Here is a 21,118-nt window from a genome sequence, read left to right as displayed (position 1 = left end):
TGCCATGAGTTCCCCCAAAACTGTTTCTGCCGATTCCGGCGAAACGTTCAAAACACTGCGAAATCTGTGGCCCTATATGTGGCCGTCTGAGCGTCCCGACCTGCGTATGCGCGTGGTATGGGCGACGTTCTATCTGGTTATTTCCAAGATCGTACTGATCCTTGTTCCCTATTTCTTCAAATGGGTGACGAATGCGCTGAACGGTCAGCTTGATGCAGCTGATTACATTCCGCTGTTTCTAACCGGCGCGGTGATGCTGGTGCTGGCTTATAATGCCGCTAAGATCATTCAGGCGGGTCTGAACCAGCTGCGCGATGCGCTGTTTGCCAGTGTTGGGCAATATGCCGTGCGCCAGCTTGCCTATAAAACTTTCGTGCATATGCACCAGCTCTCATTGCGCTTCCATCTGGAGCGGCGCACGGGCGGGCTTTCGCGTGTGATTGAACGCGGTACCAAGGGCATTGAAACCATTGTCCGTTTCACAATCCTCAACACGCTGCCGACCATTCTGGAATTTGCACTGACGGCGGTGATTTTCGCCTTCGCTTATGGCTTTTCCTATCTGCTGGTCGTCGCTGTTACGGTCGTTGCCTATACTTGGTTCACGATCAAGGCGAGCGACTGGCGCATCAATATTCGCCGCGAGATGAACGACTCCGACACCGATGCCAACACTAAGGCGATCGACTCGTTGCTCAACTTCGAGACGGTCAAATATTTTGGCAACGAGACCATGGAAGCCAAGCGCTTCGATGCGTCGATGGCGCGTTATGAAGATGCGGCAACCAAAACATGGACCTCGCTCGGCTGGCTCAATTTCGGTCAGGCCGTCATCTTCGGTGTCGGTATGGCGATTGTCATGGTGATGTCGGCGCGCGAAGTACAGGCAGGCACGCAGTCGCTGGGTGACTTCGTTTTCATCAACGCGATGTTGATGCAGCTTTCGATTCCACTCAATTTCATTGGCTTCATCTATCGTGAAATCCGTCAAGGTTTGACCGACATTGAGCAGATGTTTGACCTGCTCGATGTTCAACAGGAAGTGCAGGACAAGCCAACTGCCGAGCCTCTCAGCGTTGATAAAGGTGCGATCCGTTTCAACGATGTGCATTTTGCCTATGATGCAAACCGCCCGATCCTCAAAGGCGTGAGCTTTGAAGTGCCAGCGGGCAAAACGGTGGCGATTGTCGGCCCATCTGGTGCGGGCAAATCCACGATCTCGCGTCTGCTGTTCCGCTTCTATGACGTCCAGTCGGGTTCGGTTACGATTGACGGGCAGGACGTGCGCGAAGTGACACAGGAAAGCTTGCGTAAAGTCATCGGAATGGTGCCGCAGGATACGGTGCTCTTCAACGATACAATTGCCTATAACATTCGTTATGGCCGCACCGATGCAAGCGATCAGGAAGTGGAAAAGGCCGCCGAAATGGCGCAGATTTCTCAGTTCATCAAACATTTGCCGGAAGGCTATCAGGCGATGGTGGGTGAACGCGGACTGAAGCTTTCCGGTGGCGAGAAGCAGCGCGTTGCGATTGCACGTACAATCCTGAAAGCACCGCCAATCCTCATTCTGGATGAGGCAACTTCGGCGCTCGATACCGCGACAGAACAGGAAATCCAGTCTGCGCTTGATATTGTCAGCCGTGGCCGCACGACGCTTGTGATTGCACACCGTCTGTCGACTGTGATAAGCGCCGACGAAATCATCGTGCTGAAAGATGGTTTGATCGCCGAGCGTGGTACGCATCGCGATCTGCTCTTGCAGGATGGTCTCTATGCATCGATGTGGAGCCGTCAGCGCGAAGCGGATGAGGCAGAGGAACGCCTGCGTCAGGTTCGCGAGAATGACGACATGGGCGTCGTCAGCCGGGGTGTTCCCGCAGCCGAGTAAGGCTCTTTGCAGAGATCGAGAATTAAGGCATTGTCAGTCTGGGGGCTGACAATGTCACAGATATTTCGGCAAAAAACATTTTGGAAAAAAACACTCTGGTGGACCTGGAAGGTCTACGAGTTTTTCTGCGTTACGATTGTAACTATCCTAAGCTTGCGCATTTTGTTTTTGCTCGTTGTGTATCTGAACGATAGTTTTATCTTGCCCAATGGCATGATCGTTAAACGTGAATTTTACGGTTCAATACGGCAAAGTCTGAGCAACCTCTATGCATTTGACGGTAAAACGCGTCTTGCAACTCGAATTTCAAGCATGTGCTTTGATGACCGCTATATAAAGGTTCGTAGCTCTGCTGGTCTCCAATTAATCGATGGGGAAACGAACAGACTTATTCCGCTTGCTGACGATGGAGCCGGGAAAGGGGTTGGTCCCTGGGATACACTGATCGGTGACTGGAATGGCTATTACAAAGACTGGGTGTCTCCAAACTTTCTATATGTGACGAACAGAGATCGCCGGGTGCCAAGTTGTGATCGACGCAATTTTGATAATCCCAATTTGAAAAATCTTGCATGGTTTGAAAAGCGCCGTTGTCGTTCACGCCGGTGAAATGCAACTTTCGCGCCTGATAGAAACAAATTTTTGAATAAGTTATGTCCTTTGGATATGGACGATTTCGTGGGTAGAGAAATAGAAGTAGGTGGGACGCCTTACGAAATTACGGCGAGTGGACGGCAAATTTCATTGCGCGTATTTTTACGGATGAGTCGAAAAGCCAGTATGTCCACAAAGGGAGCAAATGATCAGATTTTCGCTGTGGCTGGTGTGGAGCGTCTATAAGGTCGCCTGTGTTTTTGTGATCTCAGCGGTGATCCTCTTTGCGCTCTTTATCATTTTCACGCGTTATACAAATTACTGGCCATAAGGCGCGATAAGATCACGCGCCCTAACAGCCGTGAATAATTTGCGAAATCGATTTGGATTTTGGACAGGATGAGGTAAAAACGGCCAAACCTAAAGGAAAACCGATGAGCCTGTCTGATACAATCCGTAACACTTTCGTGCCGATCCATCGTGAAGGCTATCCGTTTATCGCGGCGTTTTTCGTGGTTTCGCTCATTCTGGGCTGGCTATGGGAGCCACTTTTCTGGGTTGGTCTGGTGCTGACCATCTGGTGCATCTATTTTTACCGTGACCCTGAGCGCGTAACGCCTATCGCCGATGATCTGGTTATCAGCCCGGCTGATGGCAAAGTATCTTTTGTTGGTCCGGCCGTGCCACCAGCAGAACTGGAACTCGGTACAGAGCCACTGATGCGCGTTTCCGTGTTCATGAATGTGTTTTCGGTCCACATCAACCGCGCACCAGTACGTGGCAAGATCGAAAAGATTTTCCACCGTCCGGGCAAGTTCCTGAATGCAGAGCTTGATAAGGCTAGCACCGATAATGAACGCAATTCCGTTCTTATCGACAGCGCAAACGGTAAAGTCGGCGTTGTGCAGATCGCAGGTCTCGTTGCACGTCGTATCGTCTGCTGGTCGCGCGAAAGCGATAATCTTAGCGTCGGCGAACGCTTCGGTCTGATCCGTTTCGGCTCACGCGTTGATGTTTATCTGCCTGCTGGTGCATCGGTCCGCGTGGCTGTTGGTCAGACAGCAGTGGCTGGTGAAACAGTGCTTGCCGAATTTGGCAGTGAGCGCGCTGAACCAGTGGTTCGGATCGCCTGAGCCGATGGAAACACCATTCCCACCCTTCGAGCCGAATGGCCGCGTGAATTCATCGCGCGGCCCTAGATTGTCGCAGATTCCACTGCGCATCGTTGTCCCGAATGTTATCACGGTTCTTGCAATTTGCGCGGGGCTTACGGGCATTCGTCTGGCGTTTGAGCACCGCTTTGAACTTGCGGTGATGATGGTGCTGGTTGCGGCATTTCTCGACGGTGTGGATGGTCGCGTTGCACGCATGATGAAAGGCTCGTCGAAGTTTGGCGAGCAGATGGATTCACTCGCTGATATCGTCAATTTCGGCGTCGCACCCGCGCTGGTGCTTTATGTCTATGTGCTTGATCAGGCACGTTCATTTGGCTGGATCGCAGCACTTCTCTATGCAATTGCCTGCTGCCTTCGCTTGGCGCGCTTCAATGTCATGCTGGAAGACCCAAACCGTCCGCCATGGCAGAGCAATTATTTCATCGGCGTGCCTGCCCCTGCGGGTGCGATGCTGGTGCTTCTGCCGGTCTATCTTGGCTTTCTTGGGCTTACGCCAACAAAAGGGCTTGCTTTCGCGGTTGCGGTTTTCACCGTAGCAATTGCTTTCCTGCTGGTCAGCCGTCTGCCGGTCTATAATGGTAAGTCCGCAGGCGGACTTATTCGTCGCGATTTCGTCATGCCGCTGATTTTGTTGGTCGTGATCTATGTGGCGTTTCTCATGAGCTTCACATGGCACACGCTGACGCTGACAGCACTTGCTTACCTGGCGTTTTTGCCATTCAGTTTGGTCGCATGGAACAAGCGCGAAGCCGCTGATCGCAAAGCGGCAATTGAAAGTGAGCCGTCAGAAGAAGTCTGACGGCAAGGTTTTCCGGATGAAATTCACGCGCTCCTGAACGGATGATTTCGGCAGGAGCGCGATTTCATATCCAAGCCCGCGATATGTTTCTTCCATCACCTTGAATGTGCGCAAGGCTTCATCGAAGTACTGTTTGCGCTCAGCATCCTGACCAAAAATTGCCTCCCATGGCGGGGCGAGAAACACTGTTCTGTTATATTGAATCATCGATGCTGCGCGGCGCATATGCTCAGGTACGGGCAGGCTGCAAAGCGTGAGATAGCCGATGACATCTGGCACGCCCCGGTCGAAAAATACCGGGCCTTTTTGCTCAAGCGCAAGGTCGTATGAGCGCATCTCCCATGACAGCATCAGCTCTGCAAATAATGCGCGATCTGCCCATGGCAATGCGTTTCCGCCGATCTTTGACTGATGTTGAATAATGGCGCGGCCAGCTTCAATACTGCGGGCAAAGCCTTGGCTTTCCAGTGCATCAATCAGCGTGCTTTTGCCTGATCCGGGGCCACCGCTGATGACGATAAATCGTTGTATGTCGTAAGTCATTGTTCCTCCAATAAATTGGGAAAAGTAAGCTTCAGAGTAATATTGTTTGGGGAGAGGGCCGCTTTAAAACAGGGCCGAATGGTTCGGCAGGAGCGGAATATTTAAAAAAGGATACTTCCGGCCTTGGGGTTAGCGCGCATCCCGAAAAGTGTGAAACGGTTTTCGCACCAAGATGCGCGCCAAAAAGATATTTAGAGCGCCGATCTGATTCAATCAGATCGAAACGCGCTCTAAGTAAGGCCGGAAAAACAGTGATTAGGATGGCATGTTATAGTCGAGGAATTTATCCTGACGTACGTCGTAAAGCTTTCCTGTAACGTCGAGCTTCGGATCGGCAAGCTGGACGATTTTTTCTGCAACCGACTGCGGTGTCGGCAAAGTTTCAGGATCTTCACCCGGCATTGCTTTTGCGCGCATAGCTGTGCGGGTTGCGCCCGGATTGACCGAATTGACTTTAAGCTTCATCTGCTTGGTTTCTTCAGCCCAGCTGCGTCCCATGACCTCGACAGCAGCCTTGGAAGCGGCATAAGGCGCCCAGAATGCACGGCAAGTATGTGCAACGCCGGATGAGAGCAGGATAGCGCGTCCAGCATCTGAAGCGCGCAGCAGGGTATCTGTCGTGCGGATGAGACGCCATACGCTTGTAACGTTGACATTCATGACCTGATCAAAAACTTTAGCTTCAACGTGGCCGATGGGGGAAATCGTGCCAAGAATGCCAGCATTTGCGACCAGAATATCGAGTTTGCCCCAACGCTCATGAATAGAGCCGCCGAGACGGTCAATCGCTTCCATATCGGTAATATCGAGCGGAACGAGCGTGGCGCTGCCGCCGACCTTGCGAATATCATCGTCGAGTTCTTCCAAACCGCCAACGGTCCGTGCAACGGCAATCACATGCGCGCCGCGCTTTGCCAGTTCAAGCGACAGAAAGTAACCAATACCGCGCGAAGCGCCCGTTACCAAGGCCACGCGGCCTGTAAGGTCGATACTCATTATACCCCCAGTTTAATTTTCTTAGAGATGAAACAGGCGGCCCGTTGAGCCGCCTGCGTGAAGATAATCGATCAGCCGTTTGAGGCAAGAAGCGACAACGTGTGGACGTTGCTTTCGCCTTCCTGATCGAGAAGACGGGTTGGATATTCACCCGTGAAATAGTGATCGGTGAAGGCGGGAGCCTTCGGATCACGAGCTTCACCGCCAACGGCCTTATAAAGCCCGTCAATGGTGAGGAATTCCAGCGAATCCGCGCCGATGTAACGGCACATCGCGTCGAGGCTGTCATATTGGTTTGCCAGCAGCTTATCGCCGTCCGGCGTATCGATACCGTAGAAGTCCGGATGGAAAATCATCGGACTTGCGACGCGGATATGCACTTCCTTGGCACCTGCATCGCGGATCATCTGGACGATCTTGACCGATGTTGTGCCGCGCACGATGGAGTCATCCACCAGAACAACACGCTTGCCTTCGATCATTGCACGATTTGCCGAATGCTTGAGCTTCACACCCAGCGCACGAATTTGCTGCGTTGGCTCAATGAAGGTACGGCCAACATAGTGATTGCGGATGATGCCATATTCAAACGGAATGCCGCTGGCCTGCGCAAAACCAAGCGCCGCTGGCGTGCCGCCATCTGGCACAGGGACAACAACATCGGCTTCGATTGGCGATTCTTTTGCCAGTTCCATGCCCATGTTTTTGCGCGCAACATAAACGCTGCGACCGCCAACGACCGAGTCAGGACGTGCGAAATAGACATATTCAAACAGGCAAAGACGTTCCGGTTGTGGATTTTCGGCCTTGATGCAATCGGTTGTGATCGAGCCATCTTTCTGGATTTCACAGATGATGACTTCGCCATTTTCCACGTCGCGAATATATTTCGCGCCGATAATGTCGAGAGCACAGGTTTCCGAGCAGAAGATTGGCTTGCCGTCGAGTTCACCCATGACGAGGGGGCGAATGCCGACCGGATCACGTGCCGCAATCAACTTCGTACGGGTTAGAGCGAGCATAGCATAGCCGCCTTCGACCTGACGGATCGCATCGACAAAACGTGCGCTCGACGAGGTCTGGCGCGAACGCGCAATCATATGCAACACGACTTCGGTATCGGATGTTGCTTGAAAGATCGCGCCCGATGCAATCAGCTGCTTGCGAAGCGTAATGCCATTGGTGAAATTGCCGTTATGCGCAATCGCGATGCCACCAACTTCCAGCTCGGCAAAAAGCGGCTGCACATTGCGTAGGATCGTTTCGCCCGTTGTGGAATAGCGCACATGACCGATAGCACGGTCGCCGGGCAGGCGATTAAGCGTCGACGCATCGGTGAAGTGATCGCCGACCAGCCCCATGTGTCGCTCTGAATGGAAACGGCGGTTGTGATAGGAAACGATACCAGCAGCTTCCTGACCACGATGCTGAAGAGCATGCAGACCAAGCGCTGTCAGCGCTGCCGCATCTTCATGGCCGAGAATACCAAATACACCACACTCTTCATGCAACGTATCATCGTCCAGCATAAAGGAGTTTTCGTCATGCGATTGTTGGGACATCGTCCGCAAGGCCTTTCGATTGCGGTTACTAAAAGCAACATTTACAGCAAAAGCCCGCATTTTAAAAGCGATCCCTTGCATGATGCGCGTTTCAGCCGCTGATATAGGATAAGACTTTGGCTAAAAACAGATGAAACCGGCAGCTTTATGCTGCCGGTTTCATAATTCTTGGTTCTGGATCAGTTTGCAGCCGGTGTGTCGTCCGGCACGGGTTGCTCAGTGGTGGTGCCAGCTGGCGTCTGTGTATCCTGTCCGGGTTTGAACTGCTTTATGGCAGATTCAGGGTCGGCAGGCAGAAGCTCCACAAGCTGCTGACCGAAAGAGTCGAGCATTGGCTTGGATTTTGCATTGGTGACCCATGCAGGTTGGCCAGTTGGAACCAGCCAGTTGAAGAACAGCATTGCCACGACCACGAGCAGAACACCACGCGCAGCACCGAACAGAAAGCCGAGCGTGCGATCAAGCGCACCGATGCGGCTGTCGATGATGAAATCGGCGATTTTCATTGTGATAAGCGACACAACAATCAGGACCACGAGGAACACTGCGCCAGCGGCTGCAATCTTCGCGATCGTCTCATTGTTGATGTATGGCTGGAGATAAGGCAGCACAGGTTGGTAAAACAGGTAAGCCGCTGCGGCTGCTGCAGCCCATGAAACCAGCGAAAGCACTTCGCGCGAGAAGCCGCGAACCATCGCAAGAATGGCCGAAACCAGTGTTATTCCTAGTAGAATTCCATCAAGTAGCGTAACCGGCATTCTGGGCTGTCCTTAATTGATACGCAGGATGTGTCCACCTGCGGGGCAGTCATACTTTTGATAGATTAACATCGGAAAGTTGACGAAACCTTCCGCAGTTAAATCTCATTAAATTCAATGATCTGCAACCTGATGATTGCAGAACAAGGTCATTTTTTGGCTGGACCTGATGCAGCAATGCGCACAACGAGGTCCGAGAGAGCAGTGGTTTCCACGAGACTGAAGTTGCGATCTTTCCAAAGATCACTGGTTCCGCCTGGTGCAACTGCCTGCTGAAAGCCAAGCTTTTCAGCTTCTTTCAGTCTCTGTACCGCATGCGAAACCGCACGAACAGCACCAGAAAGGCTGATTTCGCCGAAATAAACACTATCTGCCGGCAGGGCAATACCTGCAATGGACGAAACCAGTGCGGCAGCAACTGCAATGTCCGCCGCTGGCTCGCTGATGCGATAGCCGCCCGCCACATTGAGATAAACATCGTGTTGGCCAAAGCGCACGCCGCAATGTGATTCGAGCACTGCGAGGATCATCGCAAGACGGCTTCCGTCCCAGCCTACGACTGCGCGGCGCGGTGTGCCGAGCGACGAGGGGGAAACGAGTGCCTGTATTTCGACCAGAACAGGGCGCGTGCCTTCCATTCCTGCAAAAACAGCTGCACCCGGTGATTTCGCATTGCGCTCGCCGAGGAACAGTTCGGACGGATTAGAAACTTCTCGCAGGCCACCGTCCGACATTTCAAAAACGCCGATTTCATCGGTCGGGCCGAAGCGGTTCTTCACGGTGCGCAGGATACGGTATTGATGCCCGCCTTCGCCTTCAAAATAGAGAACGCCATCGACCATATGTTCGACCACACGTGGACCTGCAATCTGGCCTTCTTTGGTGACGTGGCCAACAAGGACGACGGCTGCGCCCGTTTGCTTGGCATAGCGGATCATTGCCTGCGCGGAGGAGCGAACCTGGGTGACTGTGCCGGGTGCAGAATCTGCCATGTCGGTCCAGAGTGTCTGGATCGAATCGATGATGACCAGATCGGGACGCTTACCGTCGGATACGGTTGCGAGAATGTCTTCGACATTGGTTTCAGCCGCGAGTTCCACGGAAGACGATGCCACGCCCAGACGCTGCGCGCGCAGGCGTATCTGTGCGACGGCTTCTTCGCCCGATACGTAGACAATGCGATGCCCATGATTAGCAAGCGCTGCTGCAGCCTGTGTCAGGAGCGTTGATTTGCCGATGCCGGGATCACCGCCGATCAGTATCGCTGAGCCTCGAACGAAACCACCGCCAGTGACGCGATCAAGTTCGCTGATACCGGAAATGATACGTGGCGCATCTTCGATTTCGCCCGATAGCGAGGTGAGGGCGACAGCGCGGCCTTTGCGCTTGGAAAGCATGGAGCCGGGGCCAGACCCGATGCCACTATTGGTGCCTTCTTCGACGAGCGTATTCCACTCGCCACAACCGTCGCACTTACCCGCCCAGCGCGTATGCACCGCGCCGCAATTCTGACAGATGAACTGAATGCGTGCCTTGGCCATCAGGCGCGCCCCTTGAGATCGGAAGAACTATTCATATTGCTCCGGGATACAAGCAATTCCAGGAAAAGTGCGTAGCGGTTTTCCGTTCGGAATTGCGACCAAAAGGAACATTCGGATTTATTCATACTGTTCCGGGATATAGGAACCCTCGGCCAAATCTGCAAATCGCGTGAACTCGGACTGGAAGGCGAGTTTAACAGTGCCGGTTGGTCCGTGACGCTGCTTGGCGACGATCACGTCAGCCGTGCCTTTCACCTTTTCAAAGTGCTGCTTCCACTCTTCATATTTCGGATCAAATTCATCGCGCGGCTCTAGGTTCTTAACGTAATATTCCTCACGGAACACGAAAAGCACCACGTCGGCGTCCTGCTCGATCGAGCCCGATTCACGAAGATCGGAGAGCTGTGGACGCTTGTCTTCGCGGCTTTCCACCTGACGCGAGAGCTGTGAGAGCGCAATGATCGGAACATTAAGCTCCTTGCCAAGCGCTTTCAGGCCGGTGGTGATTTCGGTGATTTCCTGAACACGGTTCTGTGCAGATGCTTTAGAAGAACCCGTCATCAGCTGAATATAGTCGATTACCAGAACATCAAGGCCGCGCTGGCGCTTGAGACGACGCGCACGTGCAGCCAACTGTGCAATCGAAATACCACCCGTCTGATCGATATAGAGTGGAATTTTCTGCATATGCTGCGAGCAGGCGACCAGCTTTTCAAAGTCAGATTCGGTAATATCACCACGGCGGATTTTCGATGATGACACTTCGGTCTGCTCGGAAATGATACGCGTTGCGAGCTGTTCCGCCGACATTTCGAGTGAGAAGAAACCGACAACACCGCCATTTTTGGCTTTCATCGAACCATCGGCCTGCTGGTCTGCTTCATAGGCGTTGGCAATGTTGAAAGCGATATTGGTTGCAAGCGAGGTCTTACCCATACCCGGACGACCCGCAAGCACGATCAAGTCGGAAGGCTGCAGGCCACCCATCTTGCCATCAAGCATGTGAATGCCAGTCGATACGCCGGACAAATGACCATCGCGCATGAATGCGGCGTTGGCCATATCTACTGCGGTGGTGACAGCATCTTTAAACGCCTGAAAACCACCGTCATAACGGCCGGTTTCAGCGAGTTCAAACAGACGACGCTCGGCGTCTTCGATCTGTTCCTGCGGCGCATTATCGACTGGTGCGTCATAGGCTACATTGACCATGTCTTCGCCAATGCCGATCAGCGCGCGGCGGGTCGCTAGATCATAGATCGCACGGCCATAATCTTCGGCATTGATGATTGTCACGGCTTCTGTCGCTAGACGCGCGACATACTGAAATACGGTCAGATCGCCGATCTTGCCTTCGTTCGGCAAGAAGGTCTTCATCGTCACCGGATTGGCCATTTTGCCAACGCGAATAAGGTCGGTCGAAATCTCGTAGATGCGACGATGCAGAGGCTCAAAGAAATGAGTCGACTTGAGAAAATCCGAAACGCGGTAGAACGCATCATTGTTGATCAGAATAGCACCCAAAAGCGCCTGTTCTGCTTCAATATTATGAGGTGCTTCACGATAAAGCGCGTCTTTCTGATCACGCGCATCGTCAAGTTTGCGTACCGCCGCTTCCGCCATATCCGTCTTTTCCTGTCCCTGATCTTTTCCAGCTAGCCCTGATGTGAGGCCAAACGCAATGCAGCCTCAAGGTGATTCCAACTGGAAGTCACAAGCTATACCATGATTCACAGGCATCCACAGTTCACGGTTTAATCTTTTGCACGAAGACTTGACGGGGTGTCTTTATGCCTTAACCCTTCTTTTTGGCACCTGCGCCTCACTGTTTGCGCCTTTGGGCGCACTGTCGAGCCGCTTTAGGCGTTTTTCCTCCGTCTCAATATAATTGCGCGTCAGTGGAACGGCGTCCTGACGGTGTGCAATCTGAATGTGGAATACCATCATATTCTGCCAGCGGAATGCGCTTTCTGAGGCGGCCAGATAGAACTCCCACATACGGCAGAAGCGTTCATCATATAGCGCTTTTGCTTCGTCGCGCCGTGCCATGAAAGCCAGTCGCCATTCTTTGAGTGTCTCTGCATAATGAAGCCGCAGGATTTCAATGTCGGTAACATATAGCCCAGCCTTTTCGATATGCGGCAAGACTTCAGAGAGAGCAGGGATATAGCCGCCGGGGAAAATATATTTGCGAATAAATGGATTGGTCGCACCGGGTCCATCAGCGCGACCAATGGCATGGAGCAGAAAAACGCCGTCTTTTTTCAATAGCCGCGCCGCATGCTGGAAATATTCAGCGAAGTGTCCAACGCCCACATGCTCAAACATACCAACCGAAACCAGTCGGTCGAACTGGTCGTCAATGTTTCGATAGTCGGTGAGTTGAAATTTTGCGCGGTCGGATAGGCCCTCATCCAATGCACGCTGATTAGCAATAGCATGTTGCTCTTCAGACAGCGTCACACCGGTCACATCGGCTTTGAGAAAGCGGGCGAGGTAAAGCCCCATACCGCCCCAGCCACAACCAATGTCGAGAACCTTGTGATCCTCTTTGACAAGAAGCTTGGCTGCTATATGCCGCTTTTTAGCAAGCTGCGCTTCTGCAAGCGTTGCATTGGGTGTTTCAAAATAAGCGCAGGAATATTGTTTGTCGGGATCTAGAAACAGATCATAAAGCGCACCGGAAAGATCGTAGTGGCTTTTGACGTTGCTGGATGAGCGCGCAATGTTGTTCATCTGTTGGAAACGACGGAACAACACGCGGAATTTCCCCGCCGCTTTCATCCAAGGCTCGGTGGCCGCTGTCGGGCCGGTGTTTTCAAAGACGATTTTCAGAAGCTTATAAATATCGCCGTCCAGAAAATCGATCTCACCATCCATGAAGCATTCAGCGAGTTTTAGTTCCGGGTCGAGAGCAACTGCACGTTCCGCATGGAGCGTATTGAACCGCATATGGACCGGCTCACCAGTCTTGTCACCATAACGATTGGCAGTTCCAGTTGAATCGGTAACCGTCAGGTCGCCGACTTTAATCATATGCGAAAGAACAGTACGCAGTATTCCATGCATTGGCCCCATCTCCCTTTTGCGGGACTGAAGCAAGTGCAACATCCATGCGGTTGCATGGCAGGCGGCCCGTTGCCTTAGCGGCCGCACTGTCATCAGATTTCAGGCAATTTCCATTCGGTCAATTGGCCTATTGCTTATCGCCTGAGCAAACGCGGACGTTTCCGTCGGCACTCTCTCCAATCCAATACTAATATGCAGAATAGGGAGTTTTTCTAATCTGAAAAGAGAAAATGCCCGGCGGAGACCACCGGGCATCATCATATAAAGTTTACCACCATGGGAATGCCTGCGTTTAGGGCAGGCATTCACTGGCTGGAAGACGGCTAATTAAGCCTGATCTTCTACTTCTTCGTCTTCGTCGAAGATTTCTTCAGCAAGTGGAGCTTCTTCGATGCCGTAGATAGCTTCGATCGAGGTCAGGTCTTCACCCTTTGCCTGACGTTCAGCTTCTTCGTTCGAACGAGCGATGTTTACGGAAACCGTAACTTCGACTTCAGGATGCAGGGAGATAACGATTTCATGAATGCCAATTGCCTTGATCGGCTGCTTCAGTTCAACCTGGTTGCGGTGCAGGTTGAAGCCGTTTGCAGTAACGATGTCAGCGATATCGCGGGTCGAAACCGAACCGTAGAGCTGACCGGTTTCACCAGCCGAACGAACAACGATGAACGATTCGCCGTTGAGCTTGGTTGCAACTGCTTCAGCTTCGTTCTTGCGCTCAAGGTTCTGAGCTTCTAGCTGTGCGCGCTGGCCTTCGAACTTCTTGCGGTTGGCTTCGTTGGCACGAAGAGCCTTGCCCTGTGGCAGAAGGAAGTTACGGGCAAAGCCGTCCTTAACCTTTACAGTGTCGCCCATCTGACCGAGGCGGGCGATGCGTTCCAGAAGAATAACGTCCATTTGAGTTTCCTTTCGAGATTTAAATATGGATTTATTGGTTGTCGGCTTCCGGGATTTTCGAGATTGGCGCGCCGCGCGATGTATCGAAAAGACCAAAAACCATGAAGACGAAAAGCACGGGTGCGAACAAAATGATCACAACATAGACGAGCCACAAAGCGACTGGACGCCATGGCTTGCCACGGCTGCGCTGGTGGAACGTTGCAAGACCGGCGATCATGAAACCGAAGCTCAACGCACCCACAACGACAGTTGCGACGAGGCCAGCAGCACCCGGCAAAAATGCAACTGCGAGCGCAACTGCAAAAACCAGCAAAGCTGGGCGCGGCATGCGCATGGTTGCGGGCCAGTCATCACGCGGGCGACGCAGGCGACCAGAAAGCGCTGTGAGGCGCAGAGCCAGATAGAGATTGCCGATGAGAATGGCGAGGCATGTTGCAGGCTGGATCGCAGGCAGCGCCACCATCAGAAGTGCGCTCACGCTCTGACGCATTTCATCGCTTGCGGTGAATTGCGGGTCGGCAGCTGCGAGACTATCAATCAATGTGTTTGAAAGCTCACGCGCCATATCCGGGCCAAAGCCGATGATGTAGCCAATGATAATAAAGCTTGCCGCAACCATCAGCGCCAGACGGAAAACAATATCCGAAAGCGGATACCAGACCATCACGTCTTTTGGGCCGCCGAGTTCTGATGCAGGACGGGCGAGGCCTGAAAGATAAGCGCCGATTGCTGCTGGTGCATAGCTCGTTAGCGCCATCAGAACAGCGCCAATCGGTGTAGCAACGATGCCGACCGCAATGGTGGCGCAAGCAGCAGCGACAAGCCCTGCGCTCGAACCCCAGCCAAGAGCGGCGACAAAAATTGGTAATGGTGTCAGGAAATACAAAACCACCGCCATACCCGACTGGGCGATGACGCCAGACGACATCAGTGCCGAGGCAAGCCCCGCCAATATGCCGACTCCAATGATGGTTCCGTTGAATTTCATAAATTCGCTGTCCTGCTCCGGCTGTTCCGGTTTTGCAGTTAGAGGCTGCGATTATTCGCTATCGCCCCAACTTGGGATTTTGAGTGCTCCGGTTGCGCCCATCGCATCCTAGAAGAAACGCAAGGCGACACGAATGTCGCCTTGCGAGAATGTCTTACTTCACAACGTATGGAAGCAGGCCGAGGAAACGTGCACGCTTGATCGCCTGAGCGAGTTCGCGCTGCTTCTTCTGGCTAACAGCTGTAATACGCGAAGGAACGATCTTGCCGCGTTCCGAAATGTAACGCTGCAGGAGCTTGATGTCCTTGTAGTCGATCTTTGGCGCGTTTGGACCGGTGAATGGGCAGGTCTTGCGACGACGGTGGAAAGGACGACGGGTTGGGATCTGATTGATATCAACCATAATTATGCTCCTTCGCCAGCTTCGTTGTCACGTGGACGACGTGGTCCGCGATCACCGCGATCGCCACGGTCGAAACCGCCTTCGCGTGGACGACGTGGGCCACGGTCATCACCGTCGCGTTCACGACGATCGTCGCGGCGCGAAAGCATAGCCGACTGGCCTTCTTCGTGTTCTTCAACGCGGATGGTCATGAAACGAAGAACGTCTTCGTTGATGCGCATCTGGCGTTCCATTTCAGCAACAGCAGCTGCTGGTGCGTCAATGTTTACGAGCGTGTAATACGCCTTGCGATTCTTCTTGATGCGGTAGGTGAGGGGACGAAGACCCCAGTTTTCTACCTTACCAACCTTGCCGCCATTAGCTTCGAGGACACCCTTGTACTGTTCGACGAGAGCGTCGACCTGCTGCTGGGAAATGTCCTGGCGGGCAAGAAGCACATGTTCATAAAGAGCCATTGGCTTTGCCTTTCTTCTGTTACATCACGCTGACACTAACGGCTAAGCCTCTGCGACTTCTCTAAGACCGGAAAACCGGGAAGAAAGGACGCTTGAAGTTAAGACAATCGAGAGCGGAGACACGGGAGGCAGAAGCACTTTAGACTTCCACGACCAACTCAACAAAGTGTTGAAGAACTGGTCGCTCCTCCGTTCAGCCCCCAGCTAATGCCAGCAACGAACGGGCGCTCATTACGTCTTTTTCCCCGGATTTGCAAGCCGTAAAGCCCGCTGAAATCCACAAATGGTTGACTTTTCAACCTGTGTTGGGGCACATCGCATGAAATTGTTCTATAAAAAGAGGCATTCATGGCGGTAGCATTTACATTTCCGGGACAGGGTAGCCAGGCAGTTGGCATGGGTAAAGCCCTTGCTGAACAATTCGCTGAGGCACGCGCTGTTTTCGAGGAAGTGGACGCAGCGTTGGGCGAAAAGCTCTCCGCAACCATGTTTGAAGGTCCTGAAGATGTTCTGACGCTGACAGCCAATGCGCAGCCTGCATTGATGGCTGTTTCCATTGCAACGCTGCGCGTCATGGAAGCTCAGGGCTTTTCGTTAAAAGATAAGGTCGTTTATGTTGCCGGTCATTCGCTCGGCGAATATTCGGCACTATGCGCGGCGGGCACATTTTCGCTGGCCGATACTGCACGTCTTTTGCGCATTCGCGGCAATGCAATGCAGAAAGCTGTTCCGGTTGGTGAAGGCGCAATGGCTGCTATCATCGGTCTGGAACACAGCGACGTCGAAGCAATCTGCGCAGAAGCCAAAGCTTCCGGCTCGGTTCAGATCGCCAATGATAATGGCGGCGGCCAGCTTGTAATCTCCGGCTCGAAGGCTGCGGTTGAACTCGCGGCTTCGCTAGCTTCTGATAAAGGTGCCAAGCGCGCAATCATGCTGCCTGTCTCTGCACCATTCCATTCGACATTGATGGCACCTGCGGCCGAGGCGATGCGTGAAGCGCTTGCTCAGGTTGAAAAGCACAATCCGGTTGTGCCGCTCATTGCCAATGTGCGCGCAGCACCTGTCACCGATGCCAATGAGATCGCTGATCTGTTGGTTGAACAGGTGACGGGTCAGGTCCGCTGGCGCGAAACTGTTGAGTGGTTTGCAGCCAATGGCGTGACAACGCTCTATGAAGTAGGTTCAGGCAAAGTTCTGACGGGTCTTGCGCGTCGCATCTCCAAGGATGTGACCGGCGTGACCGTTGGTTCGGCTGAAGAAATTGCAGCAGCGCTTGCTGCCTTGAATAGCTAAGGGATTCCAGATGTTTGATCTGACTGGCCGCAAGGCCCTCGTAACCGGTGCGACCGGCGGCTTAGGCGAAGCAATTGCGCGCGCTCTTCATGCGCAGGGCGCAATTGTTGGTCTTCACGGCACCCGCGAAGAAAAGCTGAAAGAGCTGGCTGCTGAATTGGGCGACCGCACTTTCATCTTCCCGGCCAATCTTTCTGATCGCGAAGCCGTCAAGGCTTTGGGCCAGAAGGCTGAAGAAGAAATGGGCGGCATCGACATTCTCGTCAACAATGCTGGTATCACCCGCGATGGCCTGTTTGTTCGTATGAGCGATGAAGATTGGGATGCGGTTCTCAACGTCAATCTGACATCCGTGTTCAACCTGACGCGCGAATTGACCCATCCAATGATGCGCCGCCGCAAGGGTCGTATCATCAACATCACGTCGATTGTTGGTGTAACGGGTAATCCGGGTCAGGCGAATTACTGCGCGTCCAAGGCTGGTCTGATCGGCTTCTCGAAGTCGCTGGCACAGGAAATCGCAAGCCGTAACGTCACAGTCAACTGCATTGCGCCGGGCTTTATCGAATCGGCTATGACTGACAAGCTGAATGATAAGCAAAAAGACGCAATCATGGGCAGCATTCCGATGAAGCGCATGGGCGTTGGCAGCGAGATTGCTGCTGCTGTTGTCTATCTCGCGAGTGATGAAGCAGCCTATGTTACAGGTCAGACACTGCACATCAATGGCGGTATGGCGATGATTTAAAAGCCGTTAGATGGCTCTTAAATCAGTATTTTACGGTATAAAAACTATTAAAGTCGGGTGGTAGAAACCAAAATGCGCTTTGCCTTGCTCAAGAAGCATGGTAATGCGCCCGACGAGAGTTTCGGCATTTCGTTCGCGGGATGCCGTTATCCTGTTCCGCAAGGAATATCCACAGGGTGACTGTCAGGCGAGCAAACTCGTAACTTGGCAGGTGCCTTATAACTTGATTACAATCATGCATACCGCTAACCAATGCGGAGCAAGTAAACAAACAGGTCGAGGGTTCCGACATGAGCGATACCGCAGAGCGCGTCAAGAAAATCGTTGTTGAGCATCTGGGTGTAGATGCCGACAAGGTCACCGAAGGTGCAAGCTTCATCGATGATCTTGGTGCAGACAGCCTCGACACCGTCGAGCTCGTCATGGCTTTCGAAGAAGAGTTCGGCGTTGAAATTCCTGATGATGCAGCAGAAACGATCCTCACGGTCGGCGACGCTGTAAAGTTCATCGATAAGGCTTCTGCCTAATCTGAGCTTTTGGGGCTGGGATTCTTTCGAATCCCGGCCCTGCTTGTCTTCAGTTTGAAGATAATGAACTGCCCCGGCTTGGCCGCATGATCATGTGCATATCGCAATCCGATAGCGAGCCGGTAACGAGATTGAGCATCGACCGTATGAGGCGTTTATTGCCTGCGGGATGTCTCCAACGAAATTTATCAAATTTAAGGGGTGGATATGAGGCGTGTCGTCATCACCGGTCTTGGTTTGGTGTCGCCGCTGGCAAGCGGCGTCGAAGAAACCTGGAAGCGTCTGATTGCCGGTGAAAGCGGTGCTCGCCGCGTCACGGAATTTGAAGTTGACGATCTGGCTTGTCAGATCGCATGCCGTATCCCTCTTGGCGATGGTACCAATGGTACTTTCAATCCTGACCTCCATATGGAGCAGAAGGAACAGCGCAAGGTCGATCCGTTCATCGTTTATGCTGTTGGCGCTGCCGACCAGGCACTCGACGATGCAAACTGGCATCCTGAAAGCGACGAAGATCAGGTTCGCACCGGCGTTCTGATCGGTTCCGGCATTGGCGGCATCGAAGGCATTGTTGAAGCTGGCTACACGCTGCGCGACAAAGGCCCGCGCCGTATTTCTCCATTCTTTATTCCTGGCCGTCTGATCAATCTGGCTTCCGGCCATGTTTCGATCAAGCACGGACTGCGCGGCCCGAACCATTCGGTTGTTACTGCTTGCGCAACCGGCACGCACGCCATTGGTGATGCTGCCCGCCTGATCGCTTTTGGCGATGCGGACGTGATGGTTGCTGGTGGTACAGAATCGCCAGTCAGCCGCATTTCGCTGGCCGGCTTCGCCGCCTGTAAGGCGCTGTCCACCAAGCGCAATGACGATCCAACTGCCGCTTCGCGTCCTTACGACAATGACCGCGACGGTTTTGTCATGGGTGAGGGTGCAGGCGTTGTCGTGCTTGAAGAGCTGGAACACGCTCTTGCACGCGGTGCCAAGATTTACGCTGAAGTTGTTGGCTATGGCCTGTCGGGCGATGCCTACCACATCACGGCTCCAACCGAGAGCGGTGAAGGTGCAGAGCGTTGCATGGTTGCAGCCTTGAAGCGTGCAGAGATTACGCCTGACCAGATCGATTACATCAATGCACATGGCACTTCGACCATGGCTGATACGATTGAGCTGGGTGCTGTCGAGCGCGTTGTGGGTGATGCAGCTTCGAAGATTTCGATGTCCTCGACGAAGTCGTCCATTGGTCACCTTCTGGGTGCTGCTGGTGCTGCGGAAGCGATTTTCTCGACGCTGGCAATTCGTGATAATATCGCGCCGCCAACGCTCAATCTTGACAATCCAGCCGTTGAAACCAAGATCGATTTGGTTCCGCATAAGGCACGTGAACGTAAAATCGACATTGCCTTGTCGAACTCGTTCGGCTTTGGCGGCACAAATGCTTCGCTGGTTCTGCGCCGTTATTCGTAAAATACGGCACGCTGAAAACTAAGCTTATTTAAAAACGCGGGGATTTCTCCGCGTTTTTGTCAAAATATGACCCTATGTCATGTTTAAAATTGCCATTTATGTTTAGTGTTGCTCTACAAAATGTAATTGATTTGGATGCCGTTTCAGGCGGATCAGAGCAAAAGAGCGCAGACTTGATTTAATCAGATCGGAACGTGCTCTAAAGACGAGGTAGTCGAGTGACGTCAGAGGAAAAGGCGGGAAGCAATTCCGTCCAACAGCCGCCGCAGGATAACACACCATCGTCTGCGACGCCGGAACAGGCCGCGCCCGCTGCGCCCTTTGTGCCAAAATCTGCCTCGGAAGCACTGCGCCCTGAACCCGGTACGCCGCCGCCGCGTAAGCGCTCGCGTCATGCGCGCAGCCAAATCGTCGTCTTCATGAATTTCATGTTGTCGCTGCTGGTGCTGGTTTTGCTCGGCGGATCGGCACTGTTTTATTTTGGTAAACTTCAGTTTGATTCTCCCGGACCGCTGACCGCAGAAACAACGTTTCTGGTGAAGCGTGGTGCCGGTATTTCCGAAGTGTCCAACAGTCTTGAAAATCGCGAGATCGTCAGCGATGCGCGTATTTTCCGTTATGGTATGCGTGCCTACGGTCATGAAAACGATCTGAAGGCTGGCGAATATGCGCTCCCTGCCGGATCGACCATGCGCGATGTGATGAATATTCTCATCAGCGGCAAGTCGATCATGTATCCGCTGACTATCCCTGAAGGTCTGACCGTCAAACAAGTGTTTGATCGTATTTCCGCTGATCCGACGCTCGTGGGTGACATGCCGAAGGAAATGCCAGCGGAAGGTGGACTGTTCACAGATACGCTCAATTTTACACGCGGCACCACGCGCGAAGAAATCATCAATCGCATGGTTGCTTCGCAGCAGAAGCTGATTGACGATACATGGGCAAAGCGCCGTCCTGATCTGCCAGTTAAGGACAAGAACGAATTCGTTACGCTTGCTTCTATCGTTGAGAAGGAAACGGGCATTGCATCGGAACGCCCGCATGTGGCTTCGGTTTTCGTGAATCGTCTCAACAAGGGAATGCGTATTCAGTCTGATCCGACCATCATCTATGGTCTGTTCGGCGGCGCGGGTAAGCCGTCTGATCGCCCGATCTTTAAGTCGGATATCGAGAAGCCAACACCATACAACACTTATGTGATCAACGGCCTGCCGCCGACACCGATTGCAAATCCGGGTCGTGCAGCGCTTGAAGCCGTTGCCAATCCACTGGATACGGAAGATCTCTACTTCGTTGCAGACGGGACAGGCGGACACGTCTTTGCCAAGACTTTGCAGGAACACAATGCCAATGTGCGCAAATGGCGTGCCGTTGAGCAGGGACGAAGCCAGCAATAATAAGATGCC

The 21,118-nt window shown here is 53.0% G+C and carries 20 protein-coding genes; 9 read left to right on the top strand and 11 right to left on the bottom strand.

What is annotated here, in order from left to right; translation table 11 throughout:
- Positions 1–4 precede the first annotated feature (4 nt).
- The 4 genes from J2782_RS06530 to pssA all read left to right on the top strand — a co-directional run bounded on the left by J2782_RS06530 (position 5) and on the right by pssA (position 4,459).
- A complete protein-coding gene (locus tag J2782_RS06530; protein ID WP_310010790.1) occupies positions 5–1,891 on the top strand; it encodes an ABCB family ABC transporter ATP-binding protein/permease in 1,887 nt (628 codons plus the stop codon).
- A gap of 51 nt (positions 1,892–1,942) precedes the next feature.
- Positions 1,943–2,500: a hypothetical protein gene (locus tag J2782_RS06525; protein WP_310010789.1), complete on the top strand. Its 558-nt coding sequence runs from the start codon at positions 1,943–1,945 to the stop codon at positions 2,498–2,500.
- 419 nt (positions 2,501–2,919) lie between these two features.
- Positions 2,920–3,618: a phosphatidylserine decarboxylase gene (locus J2782_RS06520; RefSeq protein WP_310010788.1), complete on the top strand. Its 699-nt coding sequence runs from the start codon at positions 2,920–2,922 to the stop codon at positions 3,616–3,618.
- 4 nt (positions 3,619–3,622) lie between these two features.
- On the top strand, positions 3,623–4,459 hold the full coding sequence (gene pssA / locus J2782_RS06515; protein ID WP_310011114.1) for a CDP-diacylglycerol--serine O-phosphatidyltransferase: 837 nt from the start codon (positions 3,623–3,625) through the stop codon (positions 4,457–4,459).
- Here pssA and J2782_RS06510 read toward each other — a convergent pair.
- The 11 genes from J2782_RS06510 to rpsF all read right to left on the bottom strand — a co-directional run bounded on the left by J2782_RS06510 (position 4,445) and on the right by rpsF (position 15,674).
- The gene (locus J2782_RS06510; protein WP_310010787.1) at positions 4,445–5,002 is read right to left on the bottom strand and encodes an AAA family ATPase; all 558 of its coding nucleotides are present in this window, start codon (positions 5,000–5,002) and stop codon (positions 4,445–4,447) included. The two genes, pssA and J2782_RS06510, sit on opposite strands and share 15 nt — an antisense overlap.
- Positions 5,003–5,257: 255 nt before the next feature.
- A complete protein-coding gene (locus J2782_RS06505) occupies positions 5,258–5,998 on the bottom strand; it encodes an SDR family NAD(P)-dependent oxidoreductase (protein ID WP_250040258.1) in 741 nt (246 codons plus the stop codon).
- Between the two features lie 71 nt (positions 5,999–6,069).
- Entirely contained in the window at positions 6,070–7,527 is a 1,458-nt protein-coding gene (gene purF / locus J2782_RS06500) for an amidophosphoribosyltransferase (RefSeq protein WP_310011112.1), read from the bottom strand.
- Positions 7,528–7,739: 212 nt separating this feature from the next.
- Positions 7,740–8,318: a CvpA family protein gene (locus tag J2782_RS06495; RefSeq protein ID WP_310010785.1), complete on the bottom strand. Its 579-nt coding sequence runs from the start codon at positions 8,316–8,318 to the stop codon at positions 7,740–7,742.
- A gap of 149 nt (positions 8,319–8,467) precedes the next feature.
- Positions 8,468–9,859 (bottom strand): DNA repair protein RadA, encoded by a 1,392-nt coding sequence (radA, locus tag J2782_RS06490; RefSeq protein ID WP_250040265.1) that lies wholly within the window; start codon positions 9,857–9,859, stop codon positions 8,468–8,470.
- A gap of 117 nt (positions 9,860–9,976) precedes the next feature.
- On the bottom strand, positions 9,977–11,482 hold the full coding sequence (locus tag J2782_RS06485) for a replicative DNA helicase (protein WP_250040267.1): 1,506 nt from the start codon (positions 11,480–11,482) through the stop codon (positions 9,977–9,979).
- A gap of 165 nt (positions 11,483–11,647) precedes the next feature.
- On the bottom strand, positions 11,648–12,928 hold the full coding sequence (locus tag J2782_RS06480) for a class I SAM-dependent methyltransferase (RefSeq protein ID WP_310010784.1): 1,281 nt from the start codon (positions 12,926–12,928) through the stop codon (positions 11,648–11,650).
- Positions 12,929–13,255: 327 nt separating this feature from the next.
- Positions 13,256–13,825, bottom strand: a complete 570-nt coding sequence (rplI, locus tag J2782_RS06475) for a 50S ribosomal protein L9 (protein WP_310010783.1) — start codon at positions 13,823–13,825, stop codon at positions 13,256–13,258.
- A 31-nt stretch (positions 13,826–13,856) separates the two neighbouring features.
- A complete protein-coding gene (locus J2782_RS06470) occupies positions 13,857–14,816 on the bottom strand; it encodes a DUF2232 domain-containing protein (protein WP_310010782.1) in 960 nt (319 codons plus the stop codon).
- Positions 14,817–14,970: 154 nt separating this feature from the next.
- Positions 14,971–15,219 carry a 30S ribosomal protein S18 gene (rpsR, locus tag J2782_RS06465; RefSeq protein WP_187546012.1) on the bottom strand — a complete coding sequence of 83 codons (249 nt, stop codon included), beginning with the start codon at positions 15,217–15,219 and terminating at the stop codon, positions 14,971–14,973.
- Between the two features lie 2 nt (positions 15,220–15,221).
- Positions 15,222–15,674, bottom strand: coding sequence for a 30S ribosomal protein S6 (gene rpsF, locus J2782_RS06460; protein ID WP_187546010.1), 453 nt, complete (start codon positions 15,672–15,674; stop codon positions 15,222–15,224).
- A 348-nt stretch (positions 15,675–16,022) separates the two neighbouring features.
- On the opposite strand from rpsF, the gene fabD reads away from it, so the two are divergent.
- From fabD to mltG, 5 genes are all read left to right on the top strand, one after another.
- Positions 16,023–16,967, top strand: coding sequence for an ACP S-malonyltransferase (fabD, locus tag J2782_RS06455; protein ID WP_310010781.1), 945 nt, complete (start codon positions 16,023–16,025; stop codon positions 16,965–16,967).
- Positions 16,968–16,977: 10 nt separating this feature from the next.
- Positions 16,978–17,715 (top strand): 3-oxoacyl-[acyl-carrier-protein] reductase, encoded by a 738-nt coding sequence (gene fabG, locus J2782_RS06450; RefSeq protein WP_250040282.1) that lies wholly within the window; start codon positions 16,978–16,980, stop codon positions 17,713–17,715.
- Between the two features lie 290 nt (positions 17,716–18,005).
- Complete coding sequence (locus J2782_RS06445) at positions 18,006–18,242, top strand: acyl carrier protein (RefSeq protein WP_002963616.1); 237 nt, start codon at positions 18,006–18,008, stop codon at positions 18,240–18,242.
- A gap of 207 nt (positions 18,243–18,449) precedes the next feature.
- The gene (fabF, locus tag J2782_RS06440) at positions 18,450–19,709 is read left to right on the top strand and encodes a beta-ketoacyl-ACP synthase II (protein ID WP_310010780.1); all 1,260 of its coding nucleotides are present in this window, start codon (positions 18,450–18,452) and stop codon (positions 19,707–19,709) included.
- A 218-nt stretch (positions 19,710–19,927) separates the two neighbouring features.
- Entirely contained in the window at positions 19,928–21,109 is a 1,182-nt protein-coding gene (mltG, locus tag J2782_RS06435; RefSeq protein WP_310010779.1) for an endolytic transglycosylase MltG, read from the top strand.
- The last annotated feature ends 9 nt before the right edge of the window (positions 21,110–21,118 follow it).

Source organism: Brucella pseudogrignonensis (assembly GCF_031454375.1).
In the GTDB taxonomy this organism is placed as follows: domain Bacteria; phylum Pseudomonadota; class Alphaproteobacteria; order Rhizobiales; family Rhizobiaceae; genus Brucella; species Brucella pseudogrignonensis_A.
The sequence above is the reverse complement of the archived record's forward strand: the minus strand, read 5'-3'. Positions and strand labels throughout refer to the sequence as shown.